Source organism: Gaiella sp., assembly GCF_039915195.1.
GTDB lineage: Bacteria > Actinomycetota > Thermoleophilia > Gaiellales > Gaiellaceae > Gaiella.
Map to the genome: position 1 here is coordinate 1 of NZ_JBDSNT010000064.1, position 16482 is coordinate 16482.

General features: G+C 67.0%; 17 protein-coding genes. 2 read left to right on the forward strand and 15 right to left on the reverse strand.

Going from position 1 to position 16482, the window contains the following annotated elements; translation table 11 throughout:
* Nucleotides 1–209: 209 nt before the first annotated feature.
* The 9 genes from ABIR74_RS06450 to ABIR74_RS06490 all read right to left on the reverse strand — a co-directional run bounded on the left by ABIR74_RS06450 (nucleotide 210) and on the right by ABIR74_RS06490 (nucleotide 8605).
* The gene (locus ABIR74_RS06450) at nucleotides 210–1022 is read right to left on the reverse strand and encodes a c-type cytochrome (protein WP_348176122.1); all 813 of its coding nucleotides are present in this window, start codon (nucleotides 1020–1022) and stop codon (nucleotides 210–212) included.
* Nucleotides 1023–1024: 2 nt separating this feature from the next.
* Nucleotides 1025–1819: a cytochrome b N-terminal domain-containing protein gene (locus ABIR74_RS06455; RefSeq protein ID WP_348176125.1), complete on the reverse strand. Its 795-nt coding sequence runs from the start codon at nucleotides 1817–1819 to the stop codon at nucleotides 1025–1027.
* Nucleotides 1820–2749, reverse strand: coding sequence for a Rieske 2Fe-2S domain-containing protein (locus tag ABIR74_RS06460; protein ID WP_348176128.1), 930 nt, complete (start codon nucleotides 2747–2749; stop codon nucleotides 1820–1822).
* 46 nt (nucleotides 2750–2795) lie between these two features.
* The gene (locus ABIR74_RS06465; protein WP_348176130.1) at nucleotides 2796–4310 is read right to left on the reverse strand and encodes a menaquinone biosynthesis decarboxylase; all 1515 of its coding nucleotides are present in this window, start codon (nucleotides 4308–4310) and stop codon (nucleotides 2796–2798) included.
* Between the two features lie 120 nt (nucleotides 4311–4430).
* Nucleotides 4431–4637 carry a hypothetical protein gene (locus ABIR74_RS06470; RefSeq protein WP_348176133.1) on the reverse strand — a complete coding sequence of 69 codons (207 nt, stop codon included), beginning with the start codon at nucleotides 4635–4637 and terminating at the stop codon, nucleotides 4431–4433.
* Nucleotides 4612–5157, reverse strand: a complete 546-nt coding sequence (locus ABIR74_RS06475) for a hypothetical protein (RefSeq protein ID WP_348176135.1) — start codon at nucleotides 5155–5157, stop codon at nucleotides 4612–4614. The genes ABIR74_RS06470 and ABIR74_RS06475 overlap by 26 nt, the downstream gene beginning before the upstream one ends.
* Nucleotides 5135–6394, reverse strand: coding sequence for a glutamate-1-semialdehyde 2,1-aminomutase (gene hemL, locus ABIR74_RS06480; RefSeq protein WP_348176138.1), 1260 nt, complete (start codon nucleotides 6392–6394; stop codon nucleotides 5135–5137). The genes ABIR74_RS06475 and hemL overlap by 23 nt, the downstream gene beginning before the upstream one ends.
* Nucleotides 6395–6452: 58 nt before the next feature.
* Nucleotides 6453–7409, reverse strand: a complete 957-nt coding sequence (hemB, locus tag ABIR74_RS06485) for a porphobilinogen synthase (protein WP_348176141.1) — start codon at nucleotides 7407–7409, stop codon at nucleotides 6453–6455.
* Complete coding sequence (locus ABIR74_RS06490; protein ID WP_348176144.1) at nucleotides 7406–8605, reverse strand: AI-2E family transporter; 1200 nt, start codon at nucleotides 8603–8605, stop codon at nucleotides 7406–7408. The genes hemB and ABIR74_RS06490 overlap by 4 nt, the downstream gene beginning before the upstream one ends.
* A 63-nt stretch (nucleotides 8606–8668) precedes the next feature.
* Here ABIR74_RS06490 and ABIR74_RS06495 point away from each other — a divergent pair, with 63 nt between their 5' ends.
* Nucleotides 8669–9430 carry a hypothetical protein gene (locus ABIR74_RS06495; protein WP_348176147.1) on the forward strand — a complete coding sequence of 254 codons (762 nt, stop codon included), beginning with the start codon at nucleotides 8669–8671 and terminating at the stop codon, nucleotides 9428–9430.
* Complete coding sequence (locus tag ABIR74_RS06500; RefSeq protein ID WP_348176149.1) at nucleotides 9427–10209, forward strand: TIGR00282 family metallophosphoesterase; 783 nt, start codon at nucleotides 9427–9429, stop codon at nucleotides 10207–10209. The genes ABIR74_RS06495 and ABIR74_RS06500 overlap by 4 nt, the downstream gene beginning before the upstream one ends.
* Here the strand turns inward: ABIR74_RS06500 and ABIR74_RS06505 are convergent.
* Genes ABIR74_RS06505 through ABIR74_RS06530 form a run of 6 tightly spaced genes read right to left on the reverse strand, consistent with a single transcriptional unit; the run spans nucleotide 10181 to nucleotide 16482 of the window.
* Nucleotides 10181–11395, reverse strand: a complete 1215-nt coding sequence (locus ABIR74_RS06505; RefSeq protein WP_348176152.1) for a glycosyltransferase 87 family protein — start codon at nucleotides 11393–11395, stop codon at nucleotides 10181–10183. The genes ABIR74_RS06500 and ABIR74_RS06505 overlap by 29 nt on opposite strands.
* A complete protein-coding gene (locus ABIR74_RS06510) occupies nucleotides 11392–13149 on the reverse strand; it encodes a hypothetical protein (RefSeq protein WP_348176155.1) in 1758 nt (585 codons plus the stop codon). The genes ABIR74_RS06505 and ABIR74_RS06510 overlap by 4 nt, the downstream gene beginning before the upstream one ends.
* Nucleotides 13146–13595, reverse strand: a complete 450-nt coding sequence (locus ABIR74_RS06515; RefSeq protein ID WP_348176157.1) for a GtrA family protein — start codon at nucleotides 13593–13595, stop codon at nucleotides 13146–13148. The genes ABIR74_RS06510 and ABIR74_RS06515 overlap by 4 nt, the downstream gene beginning before the upstream one ends.
* 20 nt (nucleotides 13596–13615) lie before the next feature.
* The gene (locus tag ABIR74_RS06520) at nucleotides 13616–14977 is read right to left on the reverse strand and encodes an alkaline phosphatase family protein (RefSeq protein ID WP_348176159.1); all 1362 of its coding nucleotides are present in this window, start codon (nucleotides 14975–14977) and stop codon (nucleotides 13616–13618) included.
* Nucleotides 14974–15390 (reverse strand): hypothetical protein, encoded by a 417-nt coding sequence (locus ABIR74_RS06525; RefSeq protein ID WP_348176162.1) that lies wholly within the window; start codon nucleotides 15388–15390, stop codon nucleotides 14974–14976. Before ABIR74_RS06525 ends, ABIR74_RS06520 begins: the two co-directional genes overlap by 4 nt.
* Nucleotides 15391–15399: 9 nt before the next feature.
* Complete coding sequence (locus ABIR74_RS06530; protein ID WP_348176165.1) at nucleotides 15400–16482, reverse strand: dihydrolipoamide acetyltransferase family protein; 1083 nt, start codon at nucleotides 16480–16482, stop codon at nucleotides 15400–15402.

Consider the following 16482-nt stretch of genomic DNA (forward strand, 5'->3'; position numbering starts at 1 on the left):
TCGCGATCACCTCGATCCCGGCAGCCGACGTCGCGAGGCCGATCTCGCAGCCGGCGGCAGCGAGCGCCTGCAGGAGGCGAGCCGCATACGGCGCGCCCGAAGCACCGGTCACTCCGAGGAAGACGTGCATTCCCTGGAGCGTAGACGCCCAGGCTCGGGCGAGTGATCGGACACCCGCGCCGGACGACGGGCTCAGCCCCGGCGCCGCGCTACTTTTCGCCCTTGGACGCCTCGAGGAAGGTGGCGATCTTCGTCAGGTTCTCGTCGCCGAGCGCCGCGAACGACGGCATCGGCGAGCCAGGCGTCTTGCTGCTCGGGTTCTTCAGGTGCGCGACCTGCCACTCGATCCCGCGCCCCTTGGCACCTTCCGCCGAGAGGTCGGGCGCCCCCAGGTTGCTGCTGCCGGCGCCGAGATAGACGTGGCAGTTGAGGCAGCCCGACTCGGCGAATAGCGTTGCACCCTCGACTGCGACCGGGTTGTCGGCGAATCCCTGCTCCTTGGCCCAGGTCGGAACCTCTGCCACCGCCTCCGATCCCTCCTTGGCGGTTGCCCCCTTCCACGTGAGCACGCCCATCGAGAGGACGACGAGGATCGCCGCGACGAAAGCCACGGGGCGGCGCAGGATCACGCGCTCCGGACGCCGATCGTAGAACGGAAGCATGATCAGGAGAATCAGGAGGAGTGTCGGGATCCCGACGGTACCGAGAATGACCGTCTCCGGCCACTTGAAGATGCGCAGGAGGTAGAAGAGGAAGTAGAAGAACCAGTCCGGCCGCGGGATGAAGTTCGTCGTGGCGGGATCGGCCTCTTTCTCGTACAGCGGCCCGAGCGCCCCCGGCTCGCCGTCTTCCACCGTGAACTTCCAGATCACTGCGAGGCCGATCGTCACACCGACGACGACGAGCGACATGACCGTGTCATGGAAGATCGCGTAGGGGAAGAAGGGCTTCCCTTCCTTCTTGACGTCTTCCTTGTAGCGCTTGAACTCGTCGCGATCCGCCTGAACCTTCTTGCTCGCCATGATCAGCTCGCCTCGTCCTCTTCTTTGTGCTCACGGATGAGCCCTTCGCGGTACGCGCCGTAGCCCTTCGGCTCGTCGTCGTCGCGCGGCCGGCCGGCGGCCGTCGGCGACCACGGCGGCGACGTGACGCCGAGGCGGATCACGAGGTACATGTGGAGCCCGATCAGCGCCATGATCCCACCGGGAATCACGAGCATGTGGAGCGAGTAGAACTTCGCAAGCGTGTCGGGGCCGATCTGGGCGCCGCCCTGGAGGAACTGGGCGAGGAAGGGTCCGGCGATCGGTGCCGTAGCGTTGATGTTGATTCCCACGACCGTCGCCCAGTAGGCCGTCTGGTCCCACGGGAGGAGGTACCCGGTGAAGCCCTCCGCCATGCCCATCACGAGCAGAAGCACGCCCGTGATCCAGTTCAACTCGCGCGGGTACTTGTAAGCCCCGAACAGGAACGTGCGGGCCATGTGGAGAAACATCAGGATGATGAACAGGCTTGCTCCCCATTTGTGCATGCCGCGCACGAGCCACCCGAGCGTGACCTCGTTCGTGATGTTCTGGATCGAGGCGTACGCGCTGTCGGGATCGGGCTTGTAGTACATCGCGAGGAAGACGCCTGTGGTCGCCTGGACAAGAAACGCGGTGAGCGTCGCGGCTCCGAGCGTCTGCATCCAGTTGATGTCGCGCGGCACGTTCCGGAACAGGAACCACTTCGTGTACCCGACGAGACCGGAGCGCTCCTCCACCCAGTCGACCGGGTACAGGGCGGCCTTCTCGATCTGCGCCTGGCGTGCTGACTTGGGCATCTAGGACCCCGCCCCCGGAACCGGCAGCGGATAGAGCCACTTCTCGATCCCATCGACGTGAACACCGGGGTAGGCAACCGGGTACCGCGTCATGACCGCGTCGGCAGCCGTGCCGTCGACCGTGCCCACGCTGAAGTGGTCACCGAGCACGAGGTTGCCGTCGACGATCGAGAACGCATAGCGGTCGAGTGAGCGAACCGGAGGACCAGCGGTGCGGTTGCCCTCGTTGTCATAGGCGCCACCGTGGCAGGGGCAGCCGAAGCCGGCCGGCTTGACCGGAGTGAGGGTGACGTCCTTGTAGGTCTTGGTCTCGTCCTCGAACTTCGGACCGTTTGGCTGCACGGGGCAGCCGAGATGGACGCAGCGGCTGTAGATGATCGTGAAGCTCGGTTCCTTCGACGCGCTCGCGCCGTTGTTGCGGATGTAGGCGGTTCGGCGCGAGACGTCACCCTGCCGCTTGCTGCCCGTGAACGACGCGATCACGAACGTCCCTTCGGGGAAGTTCTCGAGCGGGCCGAGATCGACCGGGTTCGTCTCGATCCCTTCGCCCGTGAACGAGGGGAGAACTGCGAATCCGAGCGACGGCAGGACAATACCGGCTCCGATGACGCCGCCGAGACCGACTGTCGCGAGCGTCAGGAAGCCCGCGCGGCCGTGCGTCTCGAGGTGCTGCTCCTCGGCGGCGAGCTGCGCCTCCGAGGGCGTCCCGTCGACGAGCGCGTGCGCCGGTGCCGAGTCGACGGGCGCATGCGTCCGGGCCGTGTCGCGGATCCAGAGGACGCCGAAGACGATCGTGATCGCGGAGCCGAGAACGGCAGCCGGCCAGCTGATCACGAGCCCGACGAGGGTGCACGCAATCCCGATCGCGAAGCCGATCGGCCACAGGCTCTGCCCGGGCGCTTGATCGTGGTTCTCGGTTCCGTCGCTCACTCGTTGCTCTCCATTGTGTGATTCAACCCTGCAGCATGCTCACGTGTCAACGTCGTAACAATCGATTGATCGCGCCCTCGCGCGTCCCATTCTGCACATCTCTGCCGGAGGGTGCGTCAGAAAGGCCGAGATCCGGCCAGCGGGCATCGACCCGCGCCCGGATCTCGGGGCTCATCTCGATCTCTGGCGGCCACTCGCGACGCCCTTCGTACGGGCCTTTCGAGGTCGCATCGAAGCCGATCTTGCCCCCGTAGGCCTGAATCGTCGTCGCGTGGTCGAGCTGGTCGATCGGGCCCTCGCTGAGCAGGACGTCTCGGGCCGGATCGACATTGGCGCACACATAGAAGAAGACCTGCTCGTAGTTGTGCACGTCGACGTGCTCGTCGACGACGACGACCGACTTGGTCAGGCTCATCAGGCCCAATCCCCACATCGCGTGCATCACCTTCCGCGCGTGACCGGGGAAGCGCTTCCTGATCGAGACGATCACGCAGTTGTGGAAGGTGCCCGCGGTCGGGAGGTCGTAGTCGACGATCTCGGGGACGCTCATCCTGATCGCCGGCAGGAAGATGCGCTCGGTCGCCTTCGCGAGCCACTCGTCCTCGGCGGGCGGCTTGCCTACGACGATCGACGGGTAGATGGCGTCGCGACGCATCGTGATCGCGGAGATGCGAAAGATCGGGAACTCCTCGGGGGGTGTGTAGAAGCCTGTGTGATCGCCAAACGGCCCTTCGATCCCCACGTCTGCGCGGTCGACCCAGCCCTCGAGCACTATCTCCGCGTTGGCGGGAACCTCGAGGTCGACGGTCTTGCACTTGACGAGCTGTACCGCGGAGCCCTTGAGGAAGCCGGCGACCATCAACTCGCCGATGTGCTTCGGTAGGGGCGCGCTCGCCGAGTAGGCGGTGACCGGGTCGAGGCCAAGCGCGACGGCAACGGGGATCCGTCCGTCCGGCGCAGCGCGAAGGTCGGCGCGGCCGTCCTTGTGGATCTGCCAGTGCATGAAGGTCGAGCGTTGGTCGATCTTCTGCATGCGGTACATGCCGACATTGCGCACGCCGGTCGCCTGGTCCTTCGTGATCACCGCGGGCAGCGTGATGAACGGGGCGGGATCGAGCGGCCAGCAGCGCTGGATCGGGAACAGATCGAGGTTCACGTCGTCTCCCGTGAGCACGACCTCCTGGCACGCGGCCTTCGACACCTCCTTCGGCATCGAGTCGGCGATCGACTTCAGCTTCCCGAGCGAGCGGACCTTGTCGACGAGCCCCTGCGGCGGCTGCAGCTCGAGGATCTCGCCGAGCTTGTCGGCGAGGTCGTCGAGTTTCTCGACGCCGAACGCCATGCACATGCGCCGCTCGGTACCGAACTGGTTGATCAGGAGCGAGTGCTTTGCGCCCTTCGGGTTCTCGAACAGGAGGGCGGGACCGCCGGACTTGACGACGCGGTCGACGATCTCGGTGATCTCGAGATCGGGGTCGACCTCGGCCGAGACACGCACCAGTTCACCCTCCTTCTCGAGGAGGGCTATCCATTGACGGAGGTCGGAGGCCGGGCTCGCCATGCACCTTCAGTCTAGGGGCGCGAGGGGAATGCCGGACTGTCCAGAGTTGGCGCGGTGTGGAGCACTTGTCGACGAACGATCTCGAGGTGCGGGCCGACAGCCTGTCACCGATCCGACTGTCTAGAGCGTCCTCGAGGGTGTGCGGGCTTTCCGCTTCACAGCGAGGTAGTGCGTCAGTTCGCCGAGTGCGATCACGGCGATGAAGATGAGCCCGACCACGAGCATAGCGAGGACGACCTTGCGGCCTTCTTCTGCGGCATCCGCCAGGATCAGGAGCGAAGCGAGCATCGTGCTCGTGACTTTACCCCACCAGACGGTCGTGCGCACGACATGCGGTGTCAACGGCGTCTACACCGGCAGCGTTGCGGGCTGCCGCGCCAAGCGCCGCGGCATCGCCCCGGTCGCGCAGGTCGGCCCGCGCGTCGACGAGCGCGCCCTGACCGAGCAAAGCCGCGGTTGCCGCCCATGCCTCGGCCTCGCCCCCACGGTGATCCGCGCGGGCCTGCGAGCACAAGGAGATCAGCTCCGCGAGATCGTGCACGGCCTCGATGCTTCCGGTCGCGCCGATGCGAACGAGTCCGTGTGCGTAGAGGTAGTCGCCGAGGAGGAGTGCGGTGTCGGGGTCGGCCGGCCCGAAGAGACGGGAGCGACCGTAGTGCAGGAGATAGCCCTCGTAAATCGTCTCAACGCCAAGCGCGAACAAGGGGTGGCAGAGGCGGGAGAAGATCGCGGTTCGATCCTGCTCGTCGCGCGGACGCAGAGACGCTCCCCAGAGCGGGCTCTCTCGAGCTGCCTCGGATACGAGCGTCTCCCAGACGTCGACCTCAGCTGTCGAAGAAGTCGCCAACGGCCTCGATCGTCCTGTCGATCTCCTCGTCGCCGTGGGCGAGCGAGACGAACATGCACTCGAACTGCGAAGGGGCGAGGTAGATGCCCCGGTCGAGGGCGTGACGGAAGAGTGCCCCGTAGCGATCCGTATCCGAGCGAACGGCGTCGTCGTAGTTCCGAACCGGGTCGTCCTGGCAGAACAGCGTTAGCATCGCACCGACCCGCTGCACGGTGCCGAAGCGCTCGAGGCCGGCCTCGAGACGGGCGCCGCGCTGCTCGAGTCCGTCGTACACCGCCGGGTCGCGGAGGCGCCGCAACACCGACGTTCCCGCGGCCGTCGCGAGTGGATTGCCGGAGAGCGTTCCTGCCTGGTAGACGTCGCCGACCGGGGCGAGCCGCTCCATCAGGTCGGCCCGACCACCGAACGCTGCGGCCGGAAGGCCCCCACCGACGATCTTGCCGAGGATCGTCAGGTCGGGCGCGACGCCGTAGCGCTCCTGGGCTCCCCCTCGCGCGACACGGAAACCGGTGATCACCTCGTCGAAGACGAGCAACGCGCCGCATGCGTCGCACAGCATCCGCAGGGCCTCGAGGAATCCGGGCGCGGGCGGAACGACACCCATGTTGCCGGCGACCGGTTCCACGAGGATCGCCGCGAGCCCCTCGCCGTACTGCGCGACGGCTGCAGCCACGGCGTCGACGTCGTTGTACGGCAGCACGATCGTGTCACTCGCGACACCCGACGGGACGCCTGGCGTGGACGGGATCCCGAGCGTCATCATTCCCGAGCCGGCGCTCGCGAGGAGCGCGTCGACGTGACCGTGGTAGTTCCCGGAGAACTTGATCAGGCGGTCGCGGCGCGTCGCCGCACGGGCAAGCCGCACCGTGCTCATCGCTGCCTCCGTGCCCGAGGAGACGAGGCGCACCATCTCGACCGACGGCACTGCATCCACGATCTCGGCGGCAAGATCGACCTCGCCCTCGGTCGGAGCGCCAAACGTCGTTCCCCGCACAAGAGCGTCGGCAACGGTGGCGAGCGTCTCCGCGTCGGCGTGCCCGAAGAGGAGCGGCCCCCACGAGAGAACCCAGTCGATGTAACGGTTGCCGTTGACGTCCTCGATCAGTGCACCCGACCCGCTGCGCATGAACAGCGGCTCATCGAGGCCGACGGAGCGCATCGCGCGGACCGGCGAGTTGACCCCTCCGGGGATCAGCCGCTGCGCCCGGACATAGAGATCTGACCTCGTCAGAGCCATCGAGCCACATCCTTCGCCTGTAGGGGCGAGGCTCGCCTCGCCTGACCCGGGTCAGAGATCAGAGCCATCGAGCCAGATCCTTTGCCCAATAGGTGAACACGAAATCTGCGCCTGCACGCTTGATCGAGACGAGCGACTCGAGCGCGGCCGCCTTCTCGTCGAGATGCCCCGCCGCTGCGGCCGCCTTGACCATCGCATACTCCCCCGAGACGTTGTACGCGGCGACGGGGCAGTCGAACCGCTCGCGCACGGCTCTGATCACGTCGAGGTAGGCGAGCGCCGGCTTCACCATCAGCACGTCGGCCCCTTCGTCGAGATCGAGCTCGCACTCCCGGAGCGCCTCTCGGACGTTCGCAGGGTCCATCTGGTAGCCGCGGCGATCACCGGTCGCTGGCGCCGACTCGGCCACCTCCCGGAAGGGACCGTAGAACGCCGAAGCGTACTTCGCGGCGTAGGAGACGATTGGCGTGTGCGGCAATGCAGTGCGAATCGCACCCACGCGGCCGTCCATCATGTCGCTCGGCGCAACGACGTCAGCGCCCGCTTCCACGTGGCTCGCGGCAGCACGTACGAGCAGGTCGAGGCTCGCGTCGTTAGCGACCTCTCCGTCCTCGAGCACACCGCAGTGCCCGTCGCTCCGGTACTCGCAGAGGCACACGTCCGTCATCAGCGTCAGCTCTGGCACCTCGGCCGCGAGCGCCCGCAATGCTCGTTGGACGATTCCGTCGGTCGCCCATGCGCCAGATCCCTCCGCGTCCTTCTCCTCCGGGATCCCGAAGAGAAGGACGGCTCGGATCCCGAGCGCCGACAGCTCCGACCCCTCACGCACGATCTCGTCGACCGATCGCTGCGCAATGCCCTCTAGCCCCGGAACGGGCCGCACGACACCCTCACCGGGGCACGCGAAGAGCGGCATCACGACATCGTCGAGTGACAACCGAGACTCGCGCACAAGCGCACGGAGCGTTTCCGTGCGACGAAGGCGACGCAGGCGGGTAACCGGGAAGGAGCTCATCCGGGCAAGGGTACGTCAGAGCCGCGGTCGGGCGGTCCCTCGCCGTCCACACCAATGTTCGGTGCACCGTCATCCCATCTGTCGAACTGCACGCGCTCGGAGAAGAACTCCCAGATGGCGCGTGCCGCAGCCATCGTCGGGAGTGCCATCAGGATGCCCGCGATGCCGTACAGCTCACCCCCTGCAAGGAGCCCGAAGATGACGAGCAACGGATGCAGCCGCAACGCGTTCGCCATCACGTTCGGCACGACGATGTGACCCTCGACCTGGTAGATGAAGATGAAGAGTGCGATCACCCAGAGCGCCGACACTGGGTCGACGACCAGGGCATAGATCGTCGGAGGAATCGCCGAGAGCCACGGGCCGATGTAGGGAATGACCTCGATCACGCCCGTCCAGACGCCGAAGAGGAGTGCGTACTTCTCTGCACCCGGCACGAGGCCTGTCGTCCCGAGAGCCCACATGCCGATGCCCGCACTGGCGCCTATCACCGTGGAGAGGATCAGCTGGCCCCGCACGTAACCGGCAAGGGCCTTCTCGATCCGCCGGGTCAGCCGCAGGCCGTCCCCCGGGGGAAAGCGCCGGTCGACGAGGCCTTCGAGGCGCTCCATGTCGAGCAGCATGTAGATGGCGATGACAACGATGAGGACGAGGTTGAAGAGGGCCACGACGAGAGAGAACGCCGCACCCTGGGCGAACGAGATTGCGTCCTGCGTGTACCCGGAGATCTCGCCGGCCCCGAGATTGTCGGCCCAATCGGTCGCCTGCTCCTGGATCTGGATGCCTTCGAGGCCGTGCGTATCGAGCCATCGTTGCAGCCGATCGATGTCCTGATCTGCGCCCGTGCTCCCCGACGCGTTCTCGAGCGTGACGTAGTCGTCGATGCGCTCGGCGGCAGAGCGCGCCTGATCGACCACGACACTGCCAAGGGCGAGAACGATGAAGCCGACGGCCGCGGCGAAGACGAGGAAGACGAAAGCGACCGCGAGTCCCCGCGGCAGCCGCAGCCGCTTCAGGTCGCGCACGAGTGGGTTGAGGAGAAAGGTAATGACGCTCGCCGTAAGGAAAAGGAACAGGACGTGCCCGAGGAGGCCCGCCAGCATCCAGATCACGAGCAGCCCGACCGGTAGGCCCACGAGTTGAATCCATCGAGGCACCCGGATCGTGGGCGCTGTCGGGCCTGCAGGCGTCGTCATGGGCCGGATCGTAGCCGGGTCACGGTTCACCATCGAGAGTCGACAGCCGCTACCGTGGACGCGATGGCCACGCCGCGCTCCCGGCGAGCGGCCCGTCACCGTGAGCGACGGCGGCGCGCGCAGAATCGCGCCCGTCGCCTTGTCGTGATCGGGATCGTCGCCGCTCTCGCACTCGTCACGTTGATCCTGACCGCCATCGGCTCGAGCTCGCCCTCTCCGGTCGGGACGGCGACGGCGCCCGCAGCCGTGACCGACGTGCCACCCGAGCCGGATGTGCTCGCAACTGTTGGAAATCTCCAGATCAAGCTGCCCGTCGCGGGTGACGCGGTCACCGCGATCGGCTTTCATGGGGCCGGCGCAGGAGCCGTCGAGCTGAGCCCCGTCGGTCGTCAGCTCAACGAGGGGCTCCTTGCGCGCCTCTGGCGACGGATTGCCGGGGCGCAGCAGAACGGCCGCGTCTGGGTTCAGCTCGATAGCGGCACGTCCACGGACGTCATGGATGTAGGGGCGATGCCGGGAACCGACGTGTATGCGCCGGTCGCCGGAACCGTCGTCTCGATCGCTGATTTCGTGATCGACGGCACGCGGTACGGATCCCGGGTCGACGTGCGACCGAGCGCTGCCCCGTCTCTGATCGTCTCCCTGACGCACGTCGAGCCCGATCCAGCGCTTACCGTCGGCAGTCTCGTCCTCGCGTCCTCGTCCAAGCTGGGAACCGTCGTCGACGTTGCCTCGGTCGAGCAACAGGCGCTCGCCAAGCACGCCGGAGCTCGAGGCAACAACGTCGCGATCGAGGTTCACCCGGCGGCGGGATCACTGCCGTGAACATCCTGTTCATCGGCGACGTCGTGGGGCGGCCCGGGAAGGAGGCGATCGAGAATCACCTCGCGGTGCTCCGCGTCGAGCTCGACGCTGCCGTGTGCATCGTCAACGGCGAGAACATCGCGGATGGCGCGGGCATCACGCCGAAGCTGGCCGACCGCATCCTTGCTTCGGGTGCCGACGCGATAACGCTCGGTAATCACACCTGGCGGAGGCAGGAGATCGCCCCGTATCTCGCGACCTCCGGCCGGGTGATCCGGCCCGCAAATCTCTCCGCGGACGCACCGGGCAAGGGCATCACTGTCGTGACCGCAAGCAACGGATCAGCGGTCGCCGTGATCAACGTGATGGGATCACTCTCGCTCGACCCTGCGCGAAGCATGTGGGAGCTGATCGACGTCCTCGTGGACGAGGCGCGCGCCGCCACACCGATCATTGTCGTGGACGTCCACGGCGAGGCGACGAGCGAAAAGGTCGCGCTCGCCCGGTGGCTGGATGGCCGCGTCACCGCAGTGATCGGAACGCATACCCATGTGCAGACCTCGGACGCGCGCGTCCAGCCTGGCGGAACTGCCGCGATCACGGATGCGGGGATGACGGGCCCGCACGACTCGGTGATCGGCGTCAAGGCGGAGCTCGCCACTCATCGCATGCGAACGGGGATGCCTGTGCGATTCGAGGTCGCAACGGGAGGCGTCCGGATAGAAGGTGCCCTCGTCGAGTGCGTCCCGTCGACGGGACGTGCTGTCTCGATCAGCCCTTTGCGGGTTCCCTGGCCCTGAGCCGGGCGACGAGAACGGCGAACACCGCTACGAGCACGAGATCCCGGGCAAGGACGAGCCAGGACGCCGTGGGGTCGAACTGCTTCACGAGGTCCCAGTAGCCGTGGGGAAACCACCCGCGCGTCAGAAGGCATGCGACGAGGAGCAGGATGATCGCTATCGCCCCCCGAACGCCCGGAACGAGCACGACGATGGCGAGGAGCCAGACGAGGAACTGCGGCGACAGGACCTTCCCGAAGGTGACGAAGGCAACGGTCGCCGCCGCCGCGTACCGCACGAAGCGTGCTGCCTCGTACGAGTCTCCGCGCTCGAACTTGACCCAAACGAATCCGAGGGCAGCAACCCCGACGACGGTCGTCACGGCCGATGCGACGCCGGACACGGCGCCGGTGAGGTTCTGGGAGCCCGACCCGGAGGCCCAGTCGAGCGGCATCCCGGCGGCGTGATGAAGGGCGAGTAGCACCGCCGACGCAAGGCTCTCGATCTGGAGTGGTCGACCCACCTGTCGCCACACGCTCTTGACGACGCCCTCCGGCGCGAGGAGCGCAAACGGCAGGTAGAGAACGAGAACAGCGCCGATCGTGAGCGCAATACCGCGCATCGCGGCGGTCGGGCCTTCTCGCTTCCAGGTCCGGACTACGAGTAGCGGCAGCATCACCGCCGGATAGATCTTCGTCGCAATCGCCGCTCCGAGCAGAATCGGGCCGAGATACGCGCGGCGATGCAGGATGGCGCAGATTGCAGCGAGGCAGACGGCCGCCGCGTAGAGGTCGAAGCGAGTCAGCACGAACGGGCCGAGCAGAATCACCCCCGTCAGGAAGGATGCGACGGCGAAGACCACGCGGCGGGGCGAGGCCTCGAGCGCCCTCAGCGAGACCACGATGAGGCACGAGGCGACCGCGAGCGCGACCACCATGAGCGTCTCGAAGAAGTCGTCGTATCGGCTCTGCGTTGAGGACACGAGTGCCGGAACGACGAACGGGACGAGCGCTCCGGGCGGATACTCGACTTCGAAGTCCCGATACGGCATGTCTCCGGACGCGATCCGCTCGCCGTAGGTTGCGTAGACCACCGTGTCCGAGATCCCGGCGTCGCCGACGAAGCCGGACGTGATGATCAGTCCCGCTGCGCACGCGGCAAGCGCTGCCGCGAGAAGGCTCGCGGCGAGCATCAATCGTGCATTCACGGCAACAGAGCCTCCGATTCTGGCTTGTCCCTGGGCAGGAAGAGCGCGACCAGCACGAACGGCAGGAACCACGGAATGTAGAGATACGACCAGTGGGTGAGGGCGAACTCGAAGCCGATCAGCACGGCGGCACTGAGTGCCGCGAGCTCGAGCGGGCCCTTGCGCGCCGGGATCACAGCGACGACCCCGGCGAGAACGAGCACGCCGATCTGGAGGATCAGCTGCACGGCGCCGAGATCGGGAATGCCGCGGGCGTGGTATTGACCCCAGTCCCACGGAGAGAACGGTGAGCCGCGGTCGAGCTGGTAACGCAGCGTGTGCTCCCCGAAGGTCCGCACGGTGTCGAGGAGGTTGGGCTCCAGGAGCAGGATCGAGAAGGCGAGGCCGGTCGCGACGGCGAAGGCGGCGGCGAAGCGAGCGACCGCTCGTCGCGACAGCCCGTTCGGGTATGTGAGCCAGAGGGGCGCGAGGAGGAGCGTTGCGAACTTCGTCCACCCCGAAAGCGCCACCGCTGCACCGCGCGCGACCGGAGAGGCCGAAAGCCAGAAGCCCCAGATCAGGATCGCGGGCATGATTGCGTCGTTCGTGTTCGAGTTCAGCGTGTACGCGGTGAACGGGAGGGCCATCCAGCCGAAGACGAGAGCCGCAGCGAGCGGCGGGCCACCGAAGCGCCGACCGACGAGGAAAAGGCCGACCACCGCAAGGAGATCGAAGGCAATCGCCGTTGCGTGAGCCGCCGGCAGCGAGTCCCACTTCCCGGACCAGGGAAACACGAGTACCGCAGGGACGTACGCGAGGCTCGCCACGGGACCGTACGTGTCCCCGCGGGGAAGGGCTGCCTCACAGCGGCCGTTGTCCTGAATCCAGTCGCGGATCGACCCGTCAGCATCCTTCTTGCCACAGGAGCGCTTCGTTCCCGACACCGGCATGTTGCCGTACGGAGCCCGCCCATCGAGGATCCGGTCGCCTCCGATCACGCCGGCGAGCCCGACGTCGATCACCCCCCGGGGCGTCTCGAGGTTGAGGCCGACGCGGAGGCCGCCGAGAAACACGGCGACTGCTGCAAGCAGCCAGACGGGCCAGAAGAGAGCGGGCGCGGGAGCACGGCCGCGAAACCCGATCCAGCACATACGGACGAGCAGGTAGGCGAGTGGCAGCGCCGCGAGCGGGGCACTGAGCAGGATCTCGCCCCGGTTGAAGTAGAGGAGCGAGAGGCCGAACGACAGCAGGGCGAGCAGGTCGAGGGAGTGCAAGCTCACAATCCGACGCCAATCGGCGAGACCGACGAAGAAGACGATGCTGAGCGGCACCCACATCCACCAGGCATTGAGGACCTTCCCGCCGAACGAGCCGACCCGACCCCGCGCCATTCCCCACGCGACCTGCGGCCCCGTCCAGGCCTCGGAGACGCGCCCGTCGCCGTCCTCGACCTTGCCGAGTGCAATCTGGCCCGCCCTGCCCGACCAGACCTTGACGGTCCAGCGGTGCGTCGCCTCGTCGAAGACGGCGTCGGTCGTCGGATCAGCGGGATACCGTTCGAGCCAGCGAGCGACCTTCGGAAACCGCACGAACGTCGCGACGGCCGACCGCTCGGTCATTCTCGGGCCGGCTGTCTCGGGAGGAAAGGGCTCCTCGAGCGGGTTCGTGCTCGTCGTACCTGTTGCGGCGGTCGTCGGCTCTGCTGCGGTCGCCGCGGGCGCGATGAGGACGGCAAGGGCGACGGCGAGTACACCCGCAACCGCCAACTGCCTCATCGCTGCCGGAACGACCAGAGCTTGTTGCCCACGAAATTGAGCGGCATGACGAGGATGATCGCAACGGCCTGCGCCGGAAGTGCCCCTATGCCCGCCTCGACGAGCAGGTAAAGGACGAGGAGATTCGCGCCGAGCGCGATCGACGAGACCACGAGGAACCTGATTCCCTGATAGGCGACGCCACCGCGCTGGCCCCGGAACGTCCAGAGACGATTCCACATGTAGTTATTCGCAACGGCAACGAGGAATGATCCGACGGCGGCAGGGAGATAGTGCACTCCCACCACTTTCACCAGGGTCGCATAGACGGCGAGGTTGACGAGATAGCCGCTTGCGCCGACGACAACGAACTTCCCGAGCTGCTCCCAGTTGCTCCTACGTCCAAGTGCGCTTCCGACCCGTTGCGCGGCGCCCTGGCCGGAGGAAGGTGCGGGAGGGCCAGCCATGCTCGGCTGAGGGTACCGGGTCAAGCGGCCCGCCTGAGCGCATACCCGGGGATCTCAACGCCGAAGTGGGCGAGGATGAGCGGTGCCACATCGACGATGCTCACGCGCTGGTCGGAACCGGGCGGCGCGTCGAGCCCCACCGTCAGGAGCGGTACCTCACTGTCACCGGTGACGAGGGAGCCGTGTGAGCCGCCGCCAACGTGATGTCCTCCTCCGAGGTCCGCGAACTCGTATCCCTCGGCTGCCGACACGAGGACATCACCGGCGTTCGGGTTGGCGAGAGCCGCCCAGGAGCGTGCGAGCCCATCGGGGTATCCGAGAATCGACGTGTCACCGGAGCAGTCGAAGCCAGAGCGACCGTCGGGGGCGAACGCGAGCTCCTCTCCCTCACGCCGGGCGACCGCGTGCACCCCTTCGCGGAAGAGCACCACTTCCGCCGCAGCGAAGCTATCGAGCCTGTCTGCAACGCGCCGGGCGTCGAGCTGGCAGGCGGCGGAGAGGTAGAGCTGGGCCGCTCGATTCGACGCAAGTGGCAGCACACCCTCGATTCCCACAACAGCGGCACCGATCGATGCAGACTCGCGGACTCGCGTCTGGCCGTGGTCAGACATGACGACGACCGCATAGCGCTCGAGGAAGGACTCGATTCCCCCGCCGGCCTCCACGAGCGATGCAATCGCCGCATCGCACTGCTGCAGCGTCGGCAGGGCCGAATCGGGCCCGTGCTCGTGCGACGCGTAGTCGTAGTCGGAGAGGTAGAGAAGAAAGAAGTCGAAGGCGTCGCGCGTCACGAGCCAGCGGCCCACCGCAGTCGCATACGCGTCAATCGACCCGGCGGATCGGTTGCGCCACGAGAGCGGCGCTCCCGTGCGATCGGAGCTGTAGAGGTTGTAGAAGAAGAAGCGCTCCGGCCCGCGGACGTCGGGAAGAAACGGCAGCGACGAGCGATGTCGGGTGCGGCCGCGGTAGGCGGTGAAGTTGGTCGCCGCCGTGCGGAGACCCGCGTCGGCCAGCGCTTCGAACACGGTGACCGCATTGGCACCGAGATGATGCGCGTTCAGGTTGACGAGCGTGTCCTGCAGCGTCTGACCGATCCCGGCGGCTCGAACCGCGCCGAACGAGCTGCCGTACTCGACGACCCGACCCTCTCGGCGGTCGTACCAGACGAGATGCGGAATCTCGTGGACGTCCCCATGACCCCCGGTCGCGATCGACGAGAGGCACACCGGTGTCAGCGACGGAAAGACCGATGTCGCCCGCCTGTAAGACCCGCACTCGGCGAGAGCGGAGAGCATGGGCGTTTCACCCGAGCCGATCGTTCCCTCGAGCATCGACGGAGTCAGGCCGTCGATGACAACGAGAATCAGCCGGCGCGGCGTCACTTCGCGAGCGAGCGCAGCCCGGCGTACTTGTCCGGGCCTTGCCGTGCTCTGCGTGCCGCGATCAGCGGCATGAGGAGTGCCTCGACGTATCCGACGACGGGAATCAGAGCCAGAAGGCCGACCACGATCGCAGCTCCGATGAGAAGGAGGGCCGTGCCGCTGACGGTCGCGCCACGCCGACTCGCACCGCGAACGATCGAGGCGGCAGAAACGGAGCCGATCACGGCGCCGACGACCCCGCCTCCAACGCCGATCCAGCCGTTGATCAGCATCCCCGCGACCACCCCGACGACGACGGCTCCGAGCACCGTCGATGCGAATCCGAATCGGAGCCCGGCGAGCACCCCGGCGAACGCGACCCCGGCGGCAACGCCGATACCAACGGTCACTCCGATCTCGTACCATTCGCCCATCTCGGTAGGTCAGTGTACGGATCGCCGCTCGAGGCGAGCGATCAGATCGAGAGCGAAACCGCCGGCCCGAACACCGTCGACGACGCGATGGTCGAACGTGACGGAGACGTTCCCCATGTCGCGGACGACGATCTCGCCGTCGCGAACCACCGGTCGAGGTCCGATCCGATGGAGCCCGAGAATCGCAACCTCCGGATGGTTGATCAGCGGGGTCACGAGGAGGCCGCCGAGCTTTCCGGCGCTCGTCACGGTGAACGTCGAATCGCGCAGATCGTCGGGCTGGAGCGAGCCGGCGCGGGCCCGATCGGCGAGCCTTCGGATCTCGGCATCGATCTCGGCGACGGAAAGCCGGTCGCAGCCGTGGACGACGGGAACGACGAGCCCGGCCTCGGTGTCGACGGCCACGCCGAGGTCGTAGCGATCGAGCAGGACGATGTCGTCGTCCTCGATGCGCGCGTTCAGCTCCGGATACTCGACGAGCGATGCCGCTACGGCAGCGAGAGTCGTGGCGACGAGCGTGTCGAGATCGACGCCCGTGAAGTCGCACTCCTCGACGAACGTGACTGCCGGGATCTCGCGGTGCGTGCGCTCGACCTGCTCGACGATCGCACGCCGGATGCCACGCACGGGAACGCGCCGGCCCTCGCCGGGCATGACCGCCGCACGGATGTCCGCCTCGGTCACCTGTCCTCCCGTTCCGGTTCCGCGAACCGTCGAGAAGTCGACGCCGAGCTCACGTGCAAGCCGGCGGAGTGCGAGCACCTCGAGCGGCTCGGAGTCGACGACCGCGATCAACGGTTCGGCGACCGGCTCGTCGACGGGCAGGGACGTGACGGAGTGGAGGAGCTGCTCGCCTCTCTTGCCGATCATCGCAAGCGTGGCGCCGATGGAAGCAAGCTCGCCCTCGCGGGCGATGATGCGCAGAACGACCCCGGCCACCGGTGCGCCGATCTCGACCGTTGCCTTCTCGGTTTGGATCTCGACGATCGGCTGATGCTCGTCGACCGCCTCCCCTTCGGCAACGAGCCAGCGGGTGATCTCGCCCTCTTCGAGACCCTCACCGAGATCGGGCAACGTGAAAGCGTGCGCCAT

Coding starts and splice junctions, on each gene's coding strand:
- ABIR74_RS06450 (WP_348176122.1), bottom strand. CDS start 1,022: ATGGCGAGCAAGAAGGTTCAGGCGGATCGCGACGAGTTCAAGCGCTAC.
- ABIR74_RS06455 (WP_348176125.1), bottom strand. CDS start 1,819: ATGCCCAAGTCAGCACGCCAGGCGCAGATCGAGAAGGCCGCCCTGTAC.
- ABIR74_RS06465 (WP_348176130.1), bottom strand. CDS start 4,310: ATGGCGAGCCCGGCCTCCGACCTCCGTCAATGGATAGCCCTCCTCGAG.
- hemL (WP_348176138.1), bottom strand. CDS start 6,394: ATGGCTCTGACGAGGTCAGATCTCTATGTCCGGGCGCAGCGGCTGATC.
- hemB (WP_348176141.1), bottom strand. CDS start 7,409: ATGAGCTCCTTCCCGGTTACCCGCCTGCGTCGCCTTCGTCGCACGGAA.
- ABIR74_RS06490 (WP_348176144.1), bottom strand. CDS start 8,605: ATGACGACGCCTGCAGGCCCGACAGCGCCCACGATCCGGGTGCCTCGA.
- ABIR74_RS06495 (WP_348176147.1), top strand. CDS start 8,669: ATGGCCACGCCGCGCTCCCGGCGAGCGGCCCGTCACCGTGAGCGACGG.
- ABIR74_RS06510 (WP_348176155.1), bottom strand. CDS start 13,149: ATGAGGCAGTTGGCGGTTGCGGGTGTACTCGCCGTCGCCCTTGCCGTC.
- ABIR74_RS06515 (WP_348176157.1), bottom strand. CDS start 13,595: ATGGCTGGCCCTCCCGCACCTTCCTCCGGCCAGGGCGCCGCGCAACGG.
- ABIR74_RS06525 (WP_348176162.1), bottom strand. CDS start 15,390: ATGGGCGAATGGTACGAGATCGGAGTGACCGTTGGTATCGGCGTTGCC.
- ABIR74_RS06530 (WP_348176165.1), bottom strand. CDS start 16,482: ATGGCGCACGCTTTCACGTTGCCCGATCTCGGTGAGGGTCTCGAAGAG.